19 protein-coding genes are annotated in these 18281 nt (G+C 56.7%); 11 read left to right on the plus strand and 8 right to left on the minus strand.

Features of this window, described 5'->3' with window-relative positions; translation table 11 throughout:
• The first annotated feature begins 217 nt into the window (after positions 1–217).
• The 9 genes from H6815_05705 (at position 218) to H6815_05745 (ending at position 8862) form a co-directional block, all read left to right on the plus strand.
• Entirely contained in the window at positions 218–1432 is a 1215-nt protein-coding gene (locus H6815_05705; GenBank protein MCB9859933.1) for a type II secretion system F family protein, read from the plus strand.
• A gap of 86 nt (positions 1433–1518) precedes the next feature.
• Positions 1519–1980: a type II secretion system protein GspG gene (locus H6815_05710; protein ID MCB9859934.1), complete on the plus strand. Its 462-nt coding sequence runs from the start codon at positions 1519–1521 to the stop codon at positions 1978–1980.
• A gap of 37 nt (positions 1981–2017) precedes the next feature.
• Positions 2018–2632, plus strand: a complete 615-nt coding sequence (locus H6815_05715) for a type II secretion system protein (GenBank protein ID MCB9859935.1) — start codon at positions 2018–2020, stop codon at positions 2630–2632.
• Positions 2629–3879: a prepilin-type N-terminal cleavage/methylation domain-containing protein gene (locus H6815_05720; GenBank protein ID MCB9859936.1), complete on the plus strand. Its 1251-nt coding sequence runs from the start codon at positions 2629–2631 to the stop codon at positions 3877–3879. The genes H6815_05715 and H6815_05720 overlap by 4 nt, the downstream gene beginning before the upstream one ends.
• Positions 3876–4754: a hypothetical protein gene (locus H6815_05725; GenBank protein MCB9859937.1), complete on the plus strand. Its 879-nt coding sequence runs from the start codon at positions 3876–3878 to the stop codon at positions 4752–4754. Before H6815_05720 ends, H6815_05725 begins: the two co-directional genes overlap by 4 nt.
• Before the next feature lie 172 nt (positions 4755–4926).
• Positions 4927–5820, plus strand: a complete 894-nt coding sequence (locus H6815_05730; GenBank protein ID MCB9859938.1) for a hypothetical protein — start codon at positions 4927–4929, stop codon at positions 5818–5820.
• Between the two features lie 120 nt (positions 5821–5940).
• Complete coding sequence (locus tag H6815_05735; GenBank protein MCB9859939.1) at positions 5941–7533, plus strand: hypothetical protein; 1593 nt, start codon at positions 5941–5943, stop codon at positions 7531–7533.
• Positions 7530–8180, plus strand: coding sequence for a hypothetical protein (locus H6815_05740; GenBank protein ID MCB9859940.1), 651 nt, complete (start codon positions 7530–7532; stop codon positions 8178–8180). The genes H6815_05735 and H6815_05740 overlap by 4 nt, the downstream gene beginning before the upstream one ends.
• 31 nt (positions 8181–8211) lie before the next feature.
• A complete protein-coding gene (locus H6815_05745; GenBank protein ID MCB9859941.1) occupies positions 8212–8862 on the plus strand; it encodes a tetratricopeptide repeat protein in 651 nt (216 codons plus the stop codon).
• A 106-nt stretch (positions 8863–8968) separates the two neighbouring features.
• On the opposite strand, the gene H6815_05750 is transcribed toward H6815_05745, so the two are convergent.
• The 4 genes from H6815_05750 to H6815_05765 all read right to left on the minus strand — a co-directional run bounded on the left by H6815_05750 (position 8969) and on the right by H6815_05765 (position 10879).
• Complete coding sequence (locus H6815_05750) at positions 8969–9289, minus strand: hypothetical protein (protein MCB9859942.1); 321 nt, start codon at positions 9287–9289, stop codon at positions 8969–8971.
• Between the two features lie 195 nt (positions 9290–9484).
• A complete protein-coding gene (locus H6815_05755) occupies positions 9485–10174 on the minus strand; it encodes a hypothetical protein (GenBank protein MCB9859943.1) in 690 nt (229 codons plus the stop codon).
• A 128-nt stretch (positions 10175–10302) separates the two neighbouring features.
• A complete protein-coding gene (locus H6815_05760) occupies positions 10303–10557 on the minus strand; it encodes a hypothetical protein (protein ID MCB9859944.1) in 255 nt (84 codons plus the stop codon).
• A 76-nt stretch (positions 10558–10633) separates the two neighbouring features.
• The gene (locus H6815_05765; GenBank protein MCB9859945.1) at positions 10634–10879 is read right to left on the minus strand and encodes a hypothetical protein; all 246 of its coding nucleotides are present in this window, start codon (positions 10877–10879) and stop codon (positions 10634–10636) included.
• A 193-nt stretch (positions 10880–11072) separates the two neighbouring features.
• Between H6815_05765 and mgtE the strand changes: the two genes are divergently transcribed.
• Complete coding sequence (mgtE, locus tag H6815_05770) at positions 11073–12467, plus strand: magnesium transporter (protein MCB9859946.1); 1395 nt, start codon at positions 11073–11075, stop codon at positions 12465–12467.
• An 11-nt stretch (positions 12468–12478) separates the two neighbouring features.
• Here mgtE and H6815_05775 read toward each other — a convergent pair whose 3' ends face one another.
• Both H6815_05775 and H6815_05780 read right to left on the minus strand, forming a co-directional pair.
• Entirely contained in the window at positions 12479–12913 is a 435-nt protein-coding gene (locus tag H6815_05775; protein MCB9859947.1) for a hypothetical protein, read from the minus strand.
• Positions 12914–12981: 68 nt separating this feature from the next.
• Positions 12982–13242 (minus strand): hypothetical protein, encoded by a 261-nt coding sequence (locus H6815_05780; GenBank protein MCB9859948.1) that lies wholly within the window; start codon positions 13240–13242, stop codon positions 12982–12984.
• A 285-nt stretch (positions 13243–13527) separates the two neighbouring features.
• Here H6815_05780 and H6815_05785 point away from each other — a divergent pair, with 285 nt between their 5' ends.
• Positions 13528–14709 carry a Nif3-like dinuclear metal center hexameric protein gene (locus tag H6815_05785; GenBank protein ID MCB9859949.1) on the plus strand — a complete coding sequence of 394 codons (1182 nt, stop codon included), beginning with the start codon at positions 13528–13530 and terminating at the stop codon, positions 14707–14709.
• 76 nt (positions 14710–14785) lie between these two features.
• Here H6815_05785 and H6815_05790 read toward each other — a convergent pair whose 3' ends face one another.
• Together H6815_05790 and H6815_05795 are read right to left on the minus strand one after the other, a co-directional pair.
• On the minus strand, positions 14786–16477 hold the full coding sequence (locus tag H6815_05790; GenBank protein MCB9859950.1) for a glycosyltransferase family 39 protein: 1692 nt from the start codon (positions 16475–16477) through the stop codon (positions 14786–14788).
• A complete protein-coding gene (locus H6815_05795; protein MCB9859951.1) occupies positions 16474–18204 on the minus strand; it encodes an LptF/LptG family permease in 1731 nt (576 codons plus the stop codon). The genes H6815_05790 and H6815_05795 overlap by 4 nt, the downstream gene beginning before the upstream one ends.
• Between the last annotated feature and the right edge of the window lie 77 nt (positions 18205–18281).

Consider the following 18281-nt stretch of genomic DNA (forward strand, 5'->3'; position numbering starts at 1 on the left):
GATCAATAGACGATTATTGAGCGAAAACCTCTGGGAACAGGTTTGCAGTTGCTCAATATCCCGGTGTTTGAGTCGTGCGCGATACGTCGAAATAACGCTGCAAAGCCCAGTTCTGCCCTTTCGGGTAAACGAATCCCTGCGGAGTTGTGCCCAGTGGGTGCCAGCGGCGCATCTCTCCGTTTCGTTTTCTGTTCGTTCATTCGAGATACACTTGCCCGTGCCACCAACCCACGCTAACTCATCGACCGGAGCAACATTTCTATTCGTTGCCGCCAAGACCAAGGGGGGACGGTCGATGGGGGTGCGCTCTGCTGTCAATCAGCGGGCGCTGGCCGAATCTTTGCGTCAGGAGCGACTGCTGCTCATGAAAGCCGTGCCGCTTCCGAACTGGGTGGGCGGTTCCGGTGCGAAGATATCACTCAAGGATCAGTCGCAGCTTTCGGATATCCTCGGACAACTGCTCACGCGAGGCGTGCCACTTGTTGAGACGCTGCAGGTGTCAGAGGAAACGGTGCCATCGCGAATCCGTCAGCGTGTCGCGATCGTGCGACAGAAGGTCGCAGCGGGTTCTTCCTTTGCGGATGCAGCTCAGGCGGCAGGGCTCGTCGATGCAGTCACAGGTGCTGTGTATCGTGCTGCAGAACGATCGGGCGATCTTGGAGGCGCTGCCCAGCAGGTTGCGAAGACAGCACGCAGGCAGCTTGCCGTTCGTGGAAAAGCAGCAACCGTTATGGTGTATCCAGCGATTGTGCTGACTATGAGCCTGCTCATTGGCACCGGCATGATGATGTTCATTGTGCCCATGATCCTGGGTGAACTGCAGAAGATGAGCGAACTGAATCTGTTCTCACAGATTGTGCTCACTGTGGGCACGTTCATGCGCACCTACTGGTGGGGCGTGGTGCTCTTTGCAGTCGGCATACTCATGACAGTTGTGCTCGGAAGAAAGATTGTCGGCAGGCTTGTGGGCGGTCTGATGCGCAAGCTCCCGGTGATGCGGGATCTTGTGCTTGCGCAGGAATCTGCCGGTTTTTTCTCTGTGCTGTCTGCGCTCTCGCGTTCGGGTGTGCCGCTGGGCGATGCGATCGGCATCGGTCGGAACGTCATCTCGCATCCGAGGCTCTACAAGCAGTTTGGCACCTTGCAAACGCAACTCATCGAGGGCGCACCGCTCCCGAGACTGATTGACAATGTGACAGCACTCTCGCCCGCAACGCGCCATCTGCTCGTCGCTGCAGAGCGTTCTGGTGATCTTGACAGTGCGTTCGATACACTCGCCGAGGACCTGACTGTCGAGGTCGATCGGCAGACATCGCGACTGCTCGCAGCTCTTGAGCCGATGGTCATCGTGATGATGTTTCTCATTATCGGCACTATCATTCTGTCGATCATGATCCCAATGATCACCAGTGCCGGAAAGGGCCTCGGATAAACCCGACATTTGCACGAACTTTTGCGAAGGAAGCTGTAGAAAACTGCATCACTTCAAGAGGGCGTTCAAGGGTTGCACATCGAAACATGCTTCAGCGATCTGCTGAGGCAGAAGAAGACGAAGGTTGGTTTGAAATGAAGTCACGTACAGCACAGCACACATTCCGCGCTGCTCGCGGTTTTTCATTGCTTGAGATCACGCTCGTGATTGCACTCATAGGTCTGTTGATGGGCGTTGCGGTGATCGCGTTTGCACCGACACTTCTGCGTGGCAAGGAAGCTGCAACGAAGGCAACGATGCGCAATGTCGATCAGTCACTGAAGTCATTCAGCGGCTCAAACCCGAACGCAGGGTATCCACAAACTCTTGCTGAGCTCGTGCCGAGCTATCTTGAAGCAACGCCGAAAGACGGCTGGGGCAACGAGTTCTACTACAAGGTTGGCTCAAACCGTGCGGGCAAGGGGTACGACCTGATCTCACTGGGTGCCGATGGCACAGCGGAAACCGCCGACGACATCAACCTCTGGGATGTGATCGAGGGCAACTGAGCCACGTTGTTCCAGTGCGCAAGAGGGAGGTTCGCGCGTGCGCGCACACGCACACAACTTCAGACGATCGTCTCGTGTTGCGTTCACGCTGCTGGAGATGGTCCTCGCGATGGCGCTGCTTGCAGTGATCTCGGCAGCGCTGCTCTCGGGCGTGAGCGCCATCTGGCAGGCCCAGGTGCGTCAGCAGCAGCGACTTGCGTGCGCTGAGCTTGCGAACAGGCTTATTCTCCAGTTTCTCGATGACAAATCCACGCTGCCAGCGTCGGGTACCGCACTGCGTTATGGCCCATGGGAGTTTGCGTGGGTGCTTGACGAGCAGCCGGTCAAAATCGTGGAGGCTGAGGCGATCAGAGCAAAGCGAGAATCGCAGCAAGGAACGATGGCTGGCCCCAACCTTGATCGCATGCGCGAGGTGCGTGTGCTAGTGTGGATGAGCGACGATCCGCTGACCGCTGGACGTGATGGCGCGACCGGTAAAACTCCACAACATGGACTCGTGCGCCTGTATGATCCGCAGAACATTGCGCGTCACCCTGATGCGCTCCAGCGCATGCTCGATGCGGGTGGTGTGTTCGGGAGCGCGCTCGATGACGGGCAGACCTCTCGCGGTAGCGACCTGAGTTTTTCCGGCAACGAAAGTGGGGAACGATGAACGGCTCTCCCGCTGCACACCGGAATCAATCTGGCTTCACACTGCTCGAACTCTCACTGGCAGTTGCGGTGGGCAGTGTTATTCTGCTCGCAGCGCTCTCGGTGTTCGGCACAATGCAGTCGGTGTCAACCCGGTACCAGAAACGTGCGGACGATGTGCATGAACTCGAGCGCGCGCATCTGATTCTGCGTCGGGCGTTCGGATCTGTAGTCATGGCGACGATGTCCGAAACACGCGAAACGTTCGGACAGGAGATGATGGAGCGTCCGCGCATCCTGCTCGATAACTCTGGCGTGCTCGGTGCGTGGGGAGTGATGAGGCTTCCGGAACAGATCCAGCAACGCCACTTTGATAACGTGGTGGCCAAGAGCTTTCGCTCCACAGGGAGCAATCAGCAGAAACTTACGTTCGAACACCCACTGGGGACAGGGCTTCCAAGGCTGGAGCTTGCGCTTTCCCGCCATCCAGCGCTTCCTGATTCCTTGCGCAGTAATGTTCCCACAACCATGCTGCAGGAGCGCGCGGCGCGGCTGGCAATGCCGTATGGGTACGCTGACAACACCCAGCGGTACCAGCTTCCGGAAGGTGTTGGCGGATTGAACGCGCTGACCGACGAAGAGGGTTCGCCCGTCGCGGTGCGCGGCGTGTTTGAACTGGTAGCAAACCCAGTGCCTGAAAAACCTCGTCTTGCCGGAATCGATCCCGAACCACAGACGTGGTCGCTGTACTACAGACCCATTGCGATCTACCGACGCCCGATCGAAGAGAACGAGCAATCAGAACCTGTTCGTGGCGAAGAAACAGGTAGTGAATCCGGTGAACAGATCGAGCAAACCGAGCAAGCAATCGGCACAAAGCCAACCGAGGAACTTGTTGAGTATCGTGTTCTTGGCCTTGAGGAGTCTGTCCAGATTCTCTCGAATGTAACGTTTCTCCGCTGGATTGCGTTCCAGGGAGGCCACATGCGTAACGCGTATCGCGCGTCCGCAGTAACCGAGATGCCGGCATATATGGAGCTTGAGTTTACCACAGCCAGCGGGTTGACAGCGCAATGGATGTTCGATGTGTCGTGGTCTGTCGGCGCGGAGCTTGGCAGTGAGCTTGCAGGGCAAATGCGTGAGGAGGAACAGCAACGATCGCAGGGGGCGAACGAGGAGCAGTCAGGTCGTGGAAGCGGCACGGGCGATGGCGGCAGTGGTGGCGCTCGCAACTTTGGAGGCAATGGTCGATCGGGGGGAGACCGATGACCAGCGTGTATCCAAACCCAGCACGAGGTCGTGGCTTTGCGCTGCCAATGGTTGTGCTGCTGTCTGTCTTTGGTACGCTCATGCTCGGAGCGCTCATGATGCGTTCAGGTGGTCAGCGCCTTGCTGCCCAGCGGGATGTTGACGCGTACCAGCAACACCACATCCAGCGGGGATTGCAGGAAGTCATCAGCTCATGGTTGAAAACGGTGCAGAGACTGAACCTTTCGGACACGATCGAAGCTGGTTCCGAAGCGCTGACGATGGAACTCTCGAGCAACCGGGAGATTTCCGTCTGGGTATATCCCGCGCAATGGCGTGTGCTGGGAACGCTGGACGGTTTGCAAGGTGCAGAACTTGAGGATGCACGTCTTGTGCGTGACATGGCGATCAAGATTGCGCCGAAAAGTGAGCCGGACAAGTATCTTCGTTCGGTTGGCCCGTACGCGCTGAGTTTGCAGGATACACCGCTGGAGCTTATTGCCGCTGTTGTTGAGGGTTTGGCTGATTCGCAGGCTGCAAGCGAGGTGGCGGACATGGTGGAGCGATTGCGCTCGACCAGCGAGGAACTCACACTGGCAGACTTTACCCGAGAGATAGTTTCGACAAGTGTCGAACCGGCGACGCGAGGGAGAGTGAATCGACTCTTCACGGATAAACCAACATTGTGGGAGATACGGGTTGAGGTGCGCGTACCACCACAGCCGGGGTATGAGCCTGTGACGTGGGCACGGTTTGCGGGCACAACAACAGTCGCGAACAGCACGCGCGGCCGATCAAATCAGGAGTTCACGTTCTCGCCACTTGGAGACTTTCTCGAGTGGCGAGAGGTCGATCTCGGCGATCCAACGTGGTTTGTTGTCGGACCAGATGACTGAATTCATGTGCAATTGACGATGGAAACCGTGTGCTGACGCATCCAGAAGGAACGGGGATGCTGATATTCGGTGCATGATGAGTCGGAACACGACCTAGACTTGGAGCGGAAGGGATAGAGGGGCAGAGGGCGCTTTGAGCGTCTGTGGCTGAAGAATCCAAAGGGAGAATGTCATGGCACGAATGAGCCAGAGACAGGCAAAGACGATGGCGAGAGTGTCGCTGGCAGCGGTGCTGGTTGCTGCTGCGGGCGCTGGTGCTGCGTGGTGGGCTGTGCCACGTGGTGAGCCCGTGCTCCATGACAACGTTGCGAAGGGAAACCCAGCACCAGAAACAACGCTCGAAAAACAGGATCAGCCTGCGAATGCTGTGCAAACGGTTTCTTTCGATCGGGAATGTGTATCAGGCACGCTGTCCCGATGGGATCAGGCTGAGCCCGAGCCCGTGAAGCCAGTTACACCGAAAGGGAATGAAGCAGCGTCAGCACCCGCGAGCAACTTTCCAGAGATGCTGGGTGTGATCAAAGAGCGTGATTCTGAAGGAAACGAAACCCGGTACGCTGTTGTTCTGTATCCAAACGGTCAGCAGGCGTTTCTGGGATTTGCCGATCGTGGAGATGGGTTTGGTGTAGCAGAGATTGGGGATGATTACATGCTACTGAACACCGGCCCAGCGATGAAGCGAATCAATCTTCGCGCGAAACGTCAGACAATGCTCGGTTCGATTATCCCTGCCAACACTACGGGCACAGCTGTGAACGGCAATACGCCACCAACCATGACGGAGGCGATGCGTGCACAAATGGAAGAGCAAGGCGTGACGTCGGATGGTGATGCTGTTACCTCAGCTGTCTCGAACCGCGGACGGAACCGTGGAAGAACAAACTATCGTGAAATGGAACCCGATTACAGTGCGGTTCCGATGGTGAACGGCGTTGGTGAGGATGCTGGATCGGCAAACAGTGCAGGTCGAGAGGGAAATGTCTCAATCTCCGGCAACACCGAGGGTCGATTTGGCAATCGGGCACGTGCTGTACCAGCGCGCCCAAATCCCGACGAAGACAACTGATACGCCCGCCCGGGAGAGCGAATACACTCACAACGGACCACAGACCGATGGTGTGAAACTATCGGTACAGGGCTATATTATCGAACCAAGCGAATCAGCAATCAGGGAGACGATCGAATCGTGAGCACTCGCGCAGTCTACATCGCACGCATCGACGGAGGCGAACGCCTCTCGATGGTTCGATTGCTTGGTCCTCGTTCGGATCAGGCGTGGCTGGTTGAGAATATCGACACCGAGGCAAATGCCGATCGTGTCCTCCTCGATGTACAGAGTGCAGTGACATGGTTGGCCGATCGGATGTCGGACACCGGTTCAAAGACGGTCGACCTCCTCTGCATTGATGCCGAAGGCCAGCGCTGCACGTGGATTGAAGGAGCGACCCCCGATTTACGGATCGCGCGTGCGTCACTCATGGCTCGGTCTGATACTGCATGGAATCCCACAGCGGGATTCTCGTCTACTGGTGATGCAACGGATGCATACTCGTTCCATCTATTGAACGGGCATCGCAATGGCACCGGAGGTTCGAATGGTCATGACATGCGCAAAGCCGTTGTCGCAACAAGCAATGCGCTGATCAGGCTGCTGCTGGACACGCTTGATGAGCAGGGGCTCAATGCTGGTAGGGTAACATCGCTCCCGCAGGCAGTTGCGCAGGCATGGGACCCCGATTCTGCGGTGCGGGTACGGGCTTCAAAGAGCAGCATCTCAGGCGATGATGACATTGCGAGTGAGCTCGATCATCGTGCGAGCATGGTGACTGGCGTAGTTGTGGTTGATCCAGCCGGTCGGATCGTCTGGACGTGGTCGCGTGCGGGTGATCTGTTATGCTTTGGCACACTTGCGGCGCCAGTGCGCAGCGATGATGAGGGTGTCAGACTCACTCAGAATCTCGCGTCGCGCCTCACAGCGGACTGGGTGGCGTGGTCAGTGCAGACAGGTCAGACGCTCGATCGGATTGTTGTGATCGGCCCTGCCTCCCCCGTGCCGTTCAAGCCTGGTGAGCCACAGACCATGCTCTCACTGGGTGAGTTCGGCAGCGCTATTGCATCGTCGTGGAACGGTGCGTCATGCGATGTTGTTCCGATGGACGACCCGATCGGCCAGACCCTCGATCGGGTTGTTGTTGCAATGGAGCAGGGCATCGGCGTGCAGCATCTTCCAGCAATGGAAGAGATCGAGCATCGACCTTCGAGAGCACACAAGTCTGTGCGTCGATGGATGTCACTCGCTGGCATCATTGCAGCTGCCGCCCTGATAGGTGTGGGAGCACGAGCGCAGTCACACGCGCACACTGTCCGTGAAGCAGGAGCCAAGCACCGATCTGCGGCTGTGCAGGAGGCGAAGGATTTGATCACGGATCTTGATGCGGCGTTTGCAAGAACAGATCTTCAGAGCCGTATCCAGAAGATGACCGCGACAACGGTTGACACAACTATTCCGAAGATGCCTTCCATTCTAAAGGAACTCGACAATATCAGTGTGGCACTGAATGGGCACCCCGACGCTGTTGTTGAGCAGATGCAGTTCAATCCGAACTTTGTCATGCTGAAAATTACGGTGCCTGATCTTCCACAGTACGAGGCACTCCGTAACACTTTTACAAACGGCATCCCGTCGCTTGTCGATTGGAACAACATTACAACACGAGCTGGGGTCGAAAAGCAGTCAGTGACGCTGCAGGGCAGATGGCTCTCGGAGGAGAACCCATGAGCGCGATGACCGAGCATCGTGCAGACCGCTCGTCGGTACGACCGGCGCCCGCGCTGTCGACACATCGCAAGAGACTGTCAATGGACGATCGCATGGATCTTGCGATCTCAGCAACGTCCCGAGATAGCAGAAACAAGCCGGTGCTGCTGCCCTTGGTTGCGATCATTGCACTGATTGTGAGTGCACTCTATGCAGGCATCGCGTATATGCAGCTTTCGTCTGCAAAGAAAACAGAGATGCAGAATGCCCGCTGGGCTGGGGAGTTTCGGACGCAGCTCAATACGTACTCCTCGCTGATCAGTGCCAACAGTGGCGAAGAGGTCGCAACAGACATCTACGAACCTGCAACAGATTTTCTGTCGACAATGAGCAGCCTCTGGTCTGCAGTTGGGCTTGAGGGCCAGTCACCGGGTTTTTCCGAGCCTCGCAACCCGATCGGCAAGCCAGAGAGCCAACTCGAAGAATACAAGGTCAGGTACAACAACTTTACGACCAAGTCCATTGGGCCTGTCCTCGACTGGATCGAGAGAGGGCTGACCAGATTCCGTGGAACCGAACTGAGCCAGTTCGACATCAAAGTGATCCCAAACCAGGGATGGCAGGTTTCAACGATCGAATTCCGGCGCATCCAGAAGAAGAAGAACTGACATCCATCAACAAGGGCACATCATGCCAGGAATGAACAGGTCAAAGCTCTATTTGCACAACGCGGTTTGCGTATTGGCAGCAGGTGCTGTGGTTGCGAGCATGCTTGCTGCAGTGGGGTGTGGTCAGCGTTCGACACACACGGCAAACTCGTCGGAAGCCGAGCAGATGCCCTACGAGGAGCGGCTGTCACTCGCGATGCGTGCGCTCGATCGTGGTCGCAACTTCCAGGATCGGGGAAACCTTGAAGCAGCAGAAGCAGAGTTTAAGAACTCGCTCGAACTTCTTCCCGATCTTGGTGCAGCATGGAACAACCTCGGGTTGATCTATATGACACAGGATCGCACGCTTGAAGCGGATGCCGCCTTTCGCGCGGCCGCCGATGCCATGCCGACAGATCCAAGGCCGCTTGTGAACCTCGGTATCCTGCTCCACCGGCGCGGTCATGCGACACAGGCGCGCACAGCATTTCTGAACGCGCTGCAGCGGGACCCAAACCACGTGGAAGCACTGCGCGGAGCATATGTTGCTGACGTTGCGCTGCGAACAACCGACGAAGAAATGCTCGATCGTGTCAGCCGAGCACTGCTTATCGAGAGGGATCCTGTCTGGCTTGAGAAATACCGGTACGAGAAACTTCGTATAGAGCAGGCATTGCGCGAAAAGGTGCTCGAATATAGGTAGAAGACTGTTCAAGCAACAAGGCAGGTGTTCGAAAACAATCTGCCCAAAAACAAATCCGGGCACAATCGGTATGATTGTGCCCGGTCGTGATGTACGTTGAGCTGTGTTACTTCGCCTTTGCCATCAAGCTTGCCTTGTCCGTTTCGGACATCGCCTTGAACTTGGAAACGCATCCTTCGCAGCAGAATCCAACCTCGTTGCCGTGAAAGCTGACTGTCTGAACGCCAGCCTTCACAGCGCCGCCGGAGAACGGGCATGTGGAGTTGATGGTGTTGCTGGTTGGGGTGATTGCTGCCGACTCAGGTGCTTCGCAGCTGCCATCACAGCCGGATGAGCCGCACTCGCCGCATGTTGAGCAGCAGCCAGCAAGAAAAGCGATACCAGTGCCAAGGCCAGCAACCAATGCGAAACGGAATGCCTTTGTCATGTTCGTGTTCTCCTGTAAACGATAATCCCCTGTGACCAATCCCACGATGGGAGCGGTACTTACGCCATGGCACAAGTGCCTGAACGAGGATATACCGAACCAGTTGATGGGTCTGTGTGTTCCATGCCGTGGAATGCAATTTCGCTTCCACACAGTACATCGATACCAAGAATGTTGGGTTATTGACTCCCGTTCTCAATACTCATCGACTCGCGAGAAGCCGGGCTCCTCGTAGCGCTTGGGTTTCTTTTTGCGAAACAGCAGAAACCCGATCAGCGTGGCTCCAGCGAATACACATGTTGCAATGAGGTTCTCCTGGCTTGACAGGGGATCTTTCCCTTGCTTGATGTAGATGTACTGCTCGGGTGCGAGTTTGAAGCTTGTGCGTATGAACTCGGCCACATCCTTGGGAATCTGAAATTTGCTGAGTACTTCGCCGTACACTTTTCGATCCACATACACCTGGTCTTCACGTGTTGCGTTGCGGGCTGCAATCGACGGGAACTCTGTGAGGAACTCATCCGGAGCGAAGCTGACCAGTACAAACTTTCCGTTCTCGCCTCGTAGATCTGGTCGAGCTTCCACCGAGCGATCTGTTGCATCCCACTCGCGAGCAAGTTGATCATCGACCAGCGGTACAAGCACCCGAACCGTTCGCGTATTCGATGGGTTGTCCTTCTGCTCCTTTGTGTGCTCGATGTAGTCGTTGAAGTACAGTGTGCCATCTTCGATCGTCACGAAGTCAAGGTCATCGGGGAGCTTGCCGGACAGCGCGTCGCTAATCGAGACAGTCTGCATCACATCGGGTGAGATGACTTTGCTGATGCCAACAATCGTGAACAGCAGACCACCAGCAAGCAGAAGAAAACCGATAAACCGTCTCATGTGCCCACCCCGCGTCAGAGAAGCAGAATCGCCTGTTCGAGGGTAGGCCTTTCTTGGTTTGTCATCGTCCACGGGGCATAAAAAAGCAGCACGTTGGTGCTGCGTTGATCTTCAGAAAGCAAACGCTCTCAAGTATGGCAACCACCCTTGATCTTTGCTTCAAGAATCGCCTTGCCGTCTTCAGGGCTCATGGACCCTTCAGCGATGTAGGCTGCAATCTCGCGGCGTGATTCTTCCTTGTGCTTCGTCACCGTGATCTGCTTGATGAAGCCGCCAATGATTGCAACGAGTGCAACGACGAATCCACCAATGATTGCCAGCAGCGGAATGGCTTCGCCAGGAATGTTGTCAAATCCGCTTGAGAGAACTGTTGTCATACCCATTGTTCATGCTCCATCATCATGACCGAGGTTGCTGGTTGTTACCTTTATGGTGACAGCGGAAGGGTTCCGTGCCTGATTAATCGTCTGGTTCCTTGGCTTTCATAATCCGCTCACCCTGATCGGGCGACATCGAGCCTTCTGCGATGTATGCTGCAACCTCACGGCGGGTCCGCTCGCGACTGAAGCTCTTGAAGATCGACGCGATCGAACCAAAGACCGCCCACGTGATAAGCGTTGCTGCACCTGCAAGGATGAACAGCACTTCCTTATCGAACACCTTGTCGAGCACGTATTCCAGGTTGGGATCTACGCCGGATGTCATGGCACGATACCTCCGAGGGTTCTTGGGTGGTTTGGCTCGCGGATTTCAAGATAGCGCAAACCATCCCAGATTCCATACGCATTTTATGGTATCCGATCTGTCAACCTCCCCGTTGTCTTTCAGCCAAATCGTGGAAAAACCACGATAACACGGCAATAACGCGACACTTTCGCTTGGCCTGTTACGATTTACAGTGAACCCGACCGCCGAACTTCTCCAGCCCGAGATTGAGGAGCTGATCCGTAACAAGCGGTTTGCGGACCTGCGCAGCGCGATCCATGCGCTGCCCTATGCAGACCTCGCTCTGATCTTCGCTGAGATCGATCCCGCCCTTGCTGCGGTTGGGTTCCGTCTGCTCCCGCGCGAGGATGCTGCAGAGCTCTTTTCATATCTTGATCCCGAGCAGCAGGAAGCGCTCATCGGGCAGTTCGGGAACGACCACGTTCGTGAGATCTTTGACGAGTTGGGTGCGGACGATCTCGCGTATCTGCTTGAGGAGATGCCGTCAGATATTGCGCGACGGATCGTCAACACGATCAGTCCGGAGACGCGCGAAGCTGCCCAGCGATTGCTTGGGTATCCGGAGGAATCAGTTGGTCGTCTGATGACGCCCGACTACATCCGATTGAAGATCGACTGGACCGTTGCCCGTGCGCTTGCACACATCCGTGCGTATGGCAGAGATGCCGAAACGATCAATGTTGTCTACATCGTCGATGATCACGACAAACTGGTCAGCGATCTGAAGCTCCGCACGCTCCTGCTCGCTTCGCCGGATGCACCGCTCAGCGATCTGCAGCAGAACACGCCGACGAGCCTCTTTGCAGACGACGACCGCGAAGAAGCGGTTCGTGCAATGGCCAAGTACGACCGTATCGCGCTCCCGGTGGTGGATCATGCTGGGGTGCTTCTGGGCATCGTGACCTCCGACGACGTTGCGGACGTTGCAGAAGAGGAAGCGACCGAGGATATCCAGAAGCTCGCCGGTGTGGAAGCACTCGACGAGCCGTACATGGATACACCGCTCTTGTCCATGCTAAAAAAACGTGGCATAGTGCTGTGTACGCTGCTGGTCGCGCAGTCGGTGACTATTGGCGTGCTCGGCGCGTTCGAGCATGTTATCTCGTCTGTGCAGATTCTGATCCTGTTCATCCCGTTGATCATCGCGTCGGGCGGTAACTCGGGCACGCAGGTTGCATCGCTCATTATCCGCGCACTGGCACTGCACGAGCTGACCCCGGCGGATTGGTTGCAGGTTGTCCGCAAGGAACTTGTCACCGGACTCCTCCTCGGTTGCCTCATGGGCGCACTTGCAACGTGCAGCGTGATGATCTGGGAGTTGACTCCGATGGTCGATGCGACGGGTGTGAACCCGCTGAAGGTGGGGCTGACCGTTGGTGCAGCAGTGCAGGCAATCGTGGTATACGCGGTGCTGCTGGGATCAATCCTGCCGCTCCTGCTGCAGAAACTGAAACTCGACCCGGCGACGATATCGTCGCCTCTCGTCGCGACGCTGATGGATGTGTCCGGCCTGATGATCTACATGGGTGTTGCGTTGGTGATGATGAAGGTTGTGGGGTTGACGTAGCACGCGATGTGCTATCGGTAGTGTGATTCAACTGCTTGGCGATATTGTGTCAACTTTGGCAGAAGAACGATCCAGCACACTGATATACCAATCCCGATCGCTATCACGGGCTTTGCCGTTGTCCAGAAGATTCTCTTGTAGATCATTCGGCGAGCTTCTGCGCCGGTTGCCATCTCATATTCTGGCGTGCCCGGTATATCCACAGCCTCTCCCCGTTCAACCTGCTGGAGAAGATGCGTGTAGTGCCTGAGTTGTATTGCCAATGTGCCGCCAATCACGAGAACAGCAAGGAGCAGTGCAGGAATTGCAGCTCGCCAGAACTTCTTCCCAGTACGCAGGTCAACTCCTTGGATGAGCTTGAAATCGCAAGCGCATTCCGGGCATTTGTTGCTGCCAATCGTCGAGATGTCATACCCGCACTGCGGGCAGTTCGATAGCTGTGGCATTGTATCATGAAGAGATATCTGGTCATTGATTTGCATCAGAACTTCCCATGCCAAAGTATCTCCACGCGTTAGTCAACCCTTTGTGCGGCTGATTTGCGAAGATCGTGCATTTTGAGAGCAATAAAGATTAAAAGCCATGTTCCAGCGATGAAAACGAGCATGAACATTCCATCCAGGATACTGCGTTTTAGCATCGACTTTGCTTCGGTGGGAACATCTGAAAGCAACATGGATGACGGATAGCGCGTCTCTTCGCCACGCTCCAGTTGCTGTTGATGGCGATATAGAGAGTGGACTGCTGCCAACATGAAGGTCATCCACAGCGTCATGATGCAGTGAAGAAAGAAAAAATGCCAGCGAACGCGTCTTCTCCGCCTGTATGGCTCTGTCAGAACGTGGCCACATTCGGGGCATGTCCCTGTGGTAATAGCAGCAACGTCATACCCGCACTGCGGGCACACGTCGGGGTGCGTTCCATCCGGGGCTGATTTCGTGCGGGCATCCATCTGACTCGTGGTATTCTACACCAAAATCACTGGCTGCTTTCGCACGGGGACGTGACTCACGACGTACCGTCTTTGGACCGATACTGTCAGTGCCACGAGGAGCTGCGCATGACCGAATCCGACCATCCACGCACAGTCCAGGACCTTGCCAGCGCGATCGAGTCGTTCGCGCCGTTGTCGCTCGCAGCGGACTGGGACAATGTCGGTGTGATCATCGGGTCAGCACGCCGTGCGCTCGATGGCCCTGTGCTTATGACGATTGATCTGACCGAGCGCGTGCTCGCTGAAGCTGTCAAAGCGCGTGCATCGTGCATCATCGCGTACCACCCGCCGATCTTCCACGCGACCAAACGCCTGACCGACGAAGAACCACGCCAGCGAATTGTGCTCCGTGCAATTCAGGCGGGGCTCACCGTGTACTCGCCGCACTCGGCGCTCGATGCTGCGCCAGGCGGCATGACGGACTGGCTGTGCGAGGGTGTATCTGGATCGGATGAGCAGGGCAGAATCATGGGGGATGTGCGCGCGCTCGAGCCGTACGGCGAAGCGCCGGAAACCCAGCAGGTGAAAGTTATCACATTTGTGCCGCAGAGCGAAGCGGATCAGGTGCGTGCAGCGCTCGCATCAGCTGGTGCTGGCATCATTGGAAAGTACACGGTGTGCAGCTTCAACACGACCGGCATGGGCACGTTCCTCGCGGGCGATGGTGCGAACCCGACCGTCGGCGAGGTCGGAAATCTTGAGACAGTGCCCGAAGTAAAGATCGAGATGGTCTGTTCGCGCGCTGCGCTCCCGGTCGCGCTCGAGATCCTGCGCCAGTTCCATCCGTACGAGGAGCCGCCGATCGACATTGTTGAGTTGCTCCCGCGTCCCACGCGCTCGACGGGGCATGGCCGGCGTATCACGCTCGATCAGCCGGCAACACTTGCAGAAGTTGCGGTGCGTTTGAAGCGGTTTCTCGGTGTATCCATGGTGAAGGTCGCGTGCGCGAACCCGGATGATCGCGAGGGTACGAAAACGCGGGTCAATCGCATCGGTGTGTGCCCAGGCGCAGGCGCTGATCTTGTTGGCGATGCGCTCCGCGAGAAGTGCGAGCTGTTTGTAACGGGCGAGATGCGATACCACGAGGTGATCGACTGTCTGAACAAGGGGATGAGCGTGATGCTCGCGGGCCACACGAATACCGAGCGCGGGTATCTTGTGCGTCTCGCAGACAGACTCGCAGCGATGCTGCCGGATGTGCCGTTTCGTGTGGCAAAGTCAGACATCACGCCGGTTGTACCGCACTGATCTAGCACAATGTTATCACTGAAACATAAAGCCCGGAGACTGCAGTTCCTGGATGTTATTACGTGTCACACACGGCTTATCGAAACCCGTGGAACCCATATGCTTTGAACGGTGTTCTGCCCTTCTTGTGCTCGCCCTTGAACTGCTCGATGGGAACAACAATCTCGAACGCGTACTCGTACTGTTCCTGTGTTTCGGGCGAGCCGCCGAGGACGATCGCGGGCCTGCCGAGCAGTCGCTCGATGACGTCGGGATTGTCGAGGTTTGTCTCGTCCCACAGGTCGTACTGCGTTCGTCTGCCCGCCATCTTGCTTGAGGCGCAGTACACGGTCGGCTGGCTGGGCAGATAAAACGCCATCTGGCTCGCGCGCCCGTAGTGCTGCGCAAGGAAGAACGGCTCCTGCCCGGTCTCTGTCCGTAGTTCATCGAGCGCCTGCTGCACTTCTTTCGCGTAGACATCCGCGTTCATGGCGCGTCCCAGTGGGATCCACGCCATGCCAGGAAGCTTTGCAATCAGATCAAGCCTCAGCATGCCGATGCCCGAGACGATGCCGACAACGATCGTGATTGCATAGGCAGCGTGCCTGTGGAACTCCGGCTTCCATTGCTTCATGCGCCCGTGAGATGATGCATTCGCACTGATTCGCTGCGCAAGCTTCCTCTTCGCATCGGCAACACCCCATGCGCCGATCGCGATCAGGCTGATCCACCCTGCGATCGGCCAGTTGCCTTCAGCACGCGTCACGAATGTCACACCAAGGTACAGCACAAACACGGGCAAGCCTGCGAGCAGCAGGAACCAGCATCCCGTCTTTGCGAGCGTGTCTGAGAGCAGATTCCTTCTGCGCAGGAATGTGAACGCGCCGTAGACTGCAACTATAAAAACACCACCGAGCAGCGCCACCTGCATGCCGACGAGTTCGAGCGTCCACATCGGTGAGTAAGCTGTCTTTGGCGCGGATGATCGAGATGTTGTGTGTATGTCACCGCCGAGTGATTCGCCGACCGACCCAAGGTGTCCGAGCAGGTGGCGCAGCGTGTCCCAGTCATGCTGGGCGTTCCAGATGACCATTGGTGCAAATGAGACGAGAACAACTGTCACGCACGACGCAGCCCATCGCTGCCACGTTGGCGCAAGATCGAATGTCCTTGTGTTACGATTGCGCTTTCTCAGCAGCGCAAACAGAGCAAAGAGTGCAAGCCCGGGCAGGATCAGCAGCATCGTGTGCTTGATGAGTGTGCCGAAGCCGATCGCAGCACCAAGTCCGATCCACGACCATCGACCTTTCTCACACAGCGACATCCATGCGAAGAGCAGCGCAAGGGCCCAGCATGCAAGGAATGGACCATCGATCGTCATTAGGAGAGCACTTGCCTGAAATGCAGGAGTGAACAGCACAAGCACAGCTGCGATAATGCCCGCGTGTGCGTTCCGTGTAGTGCGCAGTGCGAGCAGCCCGACTGCAATGACGAGCACGCTCCCAAAGATGGCAGCGGGAGCACGTACGGCGAGTTCTGTTTTTTCCATCCCGAAGAGGTGAAAGAACTCGGTGGATGCGCGAATAAGCACGGCGATTCCAGGCCCCTTGGAGTAGTAGCTCCAGTCAAGCCTGCGAGACCATTCCCAGTAATGTGCCTCGTCCTCAATGAGTGTGTACGGGCAGAGAAACGCGAGATAGATCAGACGCGCAAGACATGCGACGACAGCGATCAGCACAATGGTGCGCACAGCACGGGATATGGCCTGCGTGTGGTCCACGTCTGTCATTGGGCTCGCACGGTCAGAAGTGAGCCGATGGTGTATGCGAGCAATCCCGCAACACCGCCCCACAGAAGAAGGAGTCCAGCCGTACCGGTCTGGTGTGTCATCTGTTGTCCAGCGCTGATGGTGACCACCGCGATGACCGCTGGGAAGAAACTCCACAGGTACACAACGAGCGGGAGTTTCTCTTTTAGTCGCAGGGCTAGTGCTGCGCCTGCGAGCACCATCACGAGACATGCGGCCGCATACGCAATGCGTTCGTGCTGCTTGGAGAAGATCTCACGATTCAGATCTGTGATACGGCGTTTCAGTTCCTTGGTCGGCGGGATCAGGAATGAGTCCGGTGGATCAGCATTGATGCGGGGATCTGCCTTTGCGATAAGCTCGAAAGCAGTACTGTCAAGAAGTCCGGGGACAGGATCCTCCTTCGGACGCAATCCATCGATGACGAGCTGCAGCATGCGTGCGCCGGGCAGGCCTGCGTCCTCGGTCACCTGATAATCGTCAAGACCCAGCTTGAGTGTCATGTTCCGCTGGTTGACATCCGCGTTGCCAAAGTCGGCCTCCAACCATGCGTTCTTTGTGAGCATTTTGATTGGGGACTCATCGCCATCGACGCGCTCGATGCCGATCTCCGATTCGCCTCGAGGTGGAATGATGCGGTAGCGCATATGCTCCTGATCCCACTGGATGCGCTGTGCATGAATTGTGACCGTCGTTGTCTGTGATCGAAATCCTTCAGACGAGGCCTTGAGCACTGCCTGCCCGGTCTTTTTCAGATCGTCGGCAATTTGCATCTCAACTTCACGCCAGCCGAGGTGGTACGCGAGATCGCGTGACCGCTGGCGGATGAAGTTCATCTTGTCGGGTTGATCGCGGAGATGGTTTAACTCGGTATATGTCAGGAACTTCGGATCGTCCGTGCTCGCGACGGGGATGAACTCGACAACACGGTCCAGCTGCGCCGGCTTCAGCCCGAAGAAGTTATCCCGGTACACCATCGCGTCATCAAGCGAGAACGCAACAACTGATCCCTGCCTGCCGGAACTGTCCTCCTGGTCGGTGTCGATCTCAACAACCGCAGCACGCGCGGAAACATCGGTGCGCACATTGCCCTCGGAGTTGAGCACAAGTGCAACAACACCGAAGAGTTGCAGCCTCACATCAGGATCATCTTCGCCGCTCCCAGTTGGGAGCCTGCGCACCTGATCTGCATACAGCCGCAGCTTGCCGAACTCAATGCCTTCACCCTGCTCGACCGCGTTCTGGATGACCGATGCGACCTGCGACTGTGCCATGCGTTCCATCGTCAGCAGAAACCGAGGGATGATGGACTGGATGAGCACAGTCAGCACGATCATGAGCGCAGCACCGGTGACAAGCGCAGGCACAAGTATCATGCGCCGGCTCATTCCTCCGGCATAACACGCCAGCACTTCGTTGTCCTGACTCATGCGGTAGTAGACCATCGTCGCGGCAAACCCAGCAGCAAACGGGAGCGCGTATTGCAGCATGGGCACCGATGCCAGCAGCATGAACTTCACAGTGTCAACCGGACCGAGTTTACCATCGGCAAAGAACTTGGCTGTGATAGCAAACGCCACAATGGCGACCAGCACCAGCGACGTGATGAGCGTGGCCCGTCCGAGTTCGATAAACAGTTGCCGCCACAGCGTCCACGGGATACGCCAGCCGGATCTTGGCTTGGATTGCAAGGTTGCGCTCGAAGTCATGGCGTCAGGAGGATATTCGGCCGACCGGCATCATGCGAGATATCCGGGCTATCACACCCTCCCGACACCCGAACGAA

The organism is Phycisphaeraceae bacterium, assembly GCA_020639155.1.
In the GTDB taxonomy this organism is placed as follows: domain Bacteria; phylum Planctomycetota; class Phycisphaerae; order Phycisphaerales; family UBA1924; genus JACKHF01.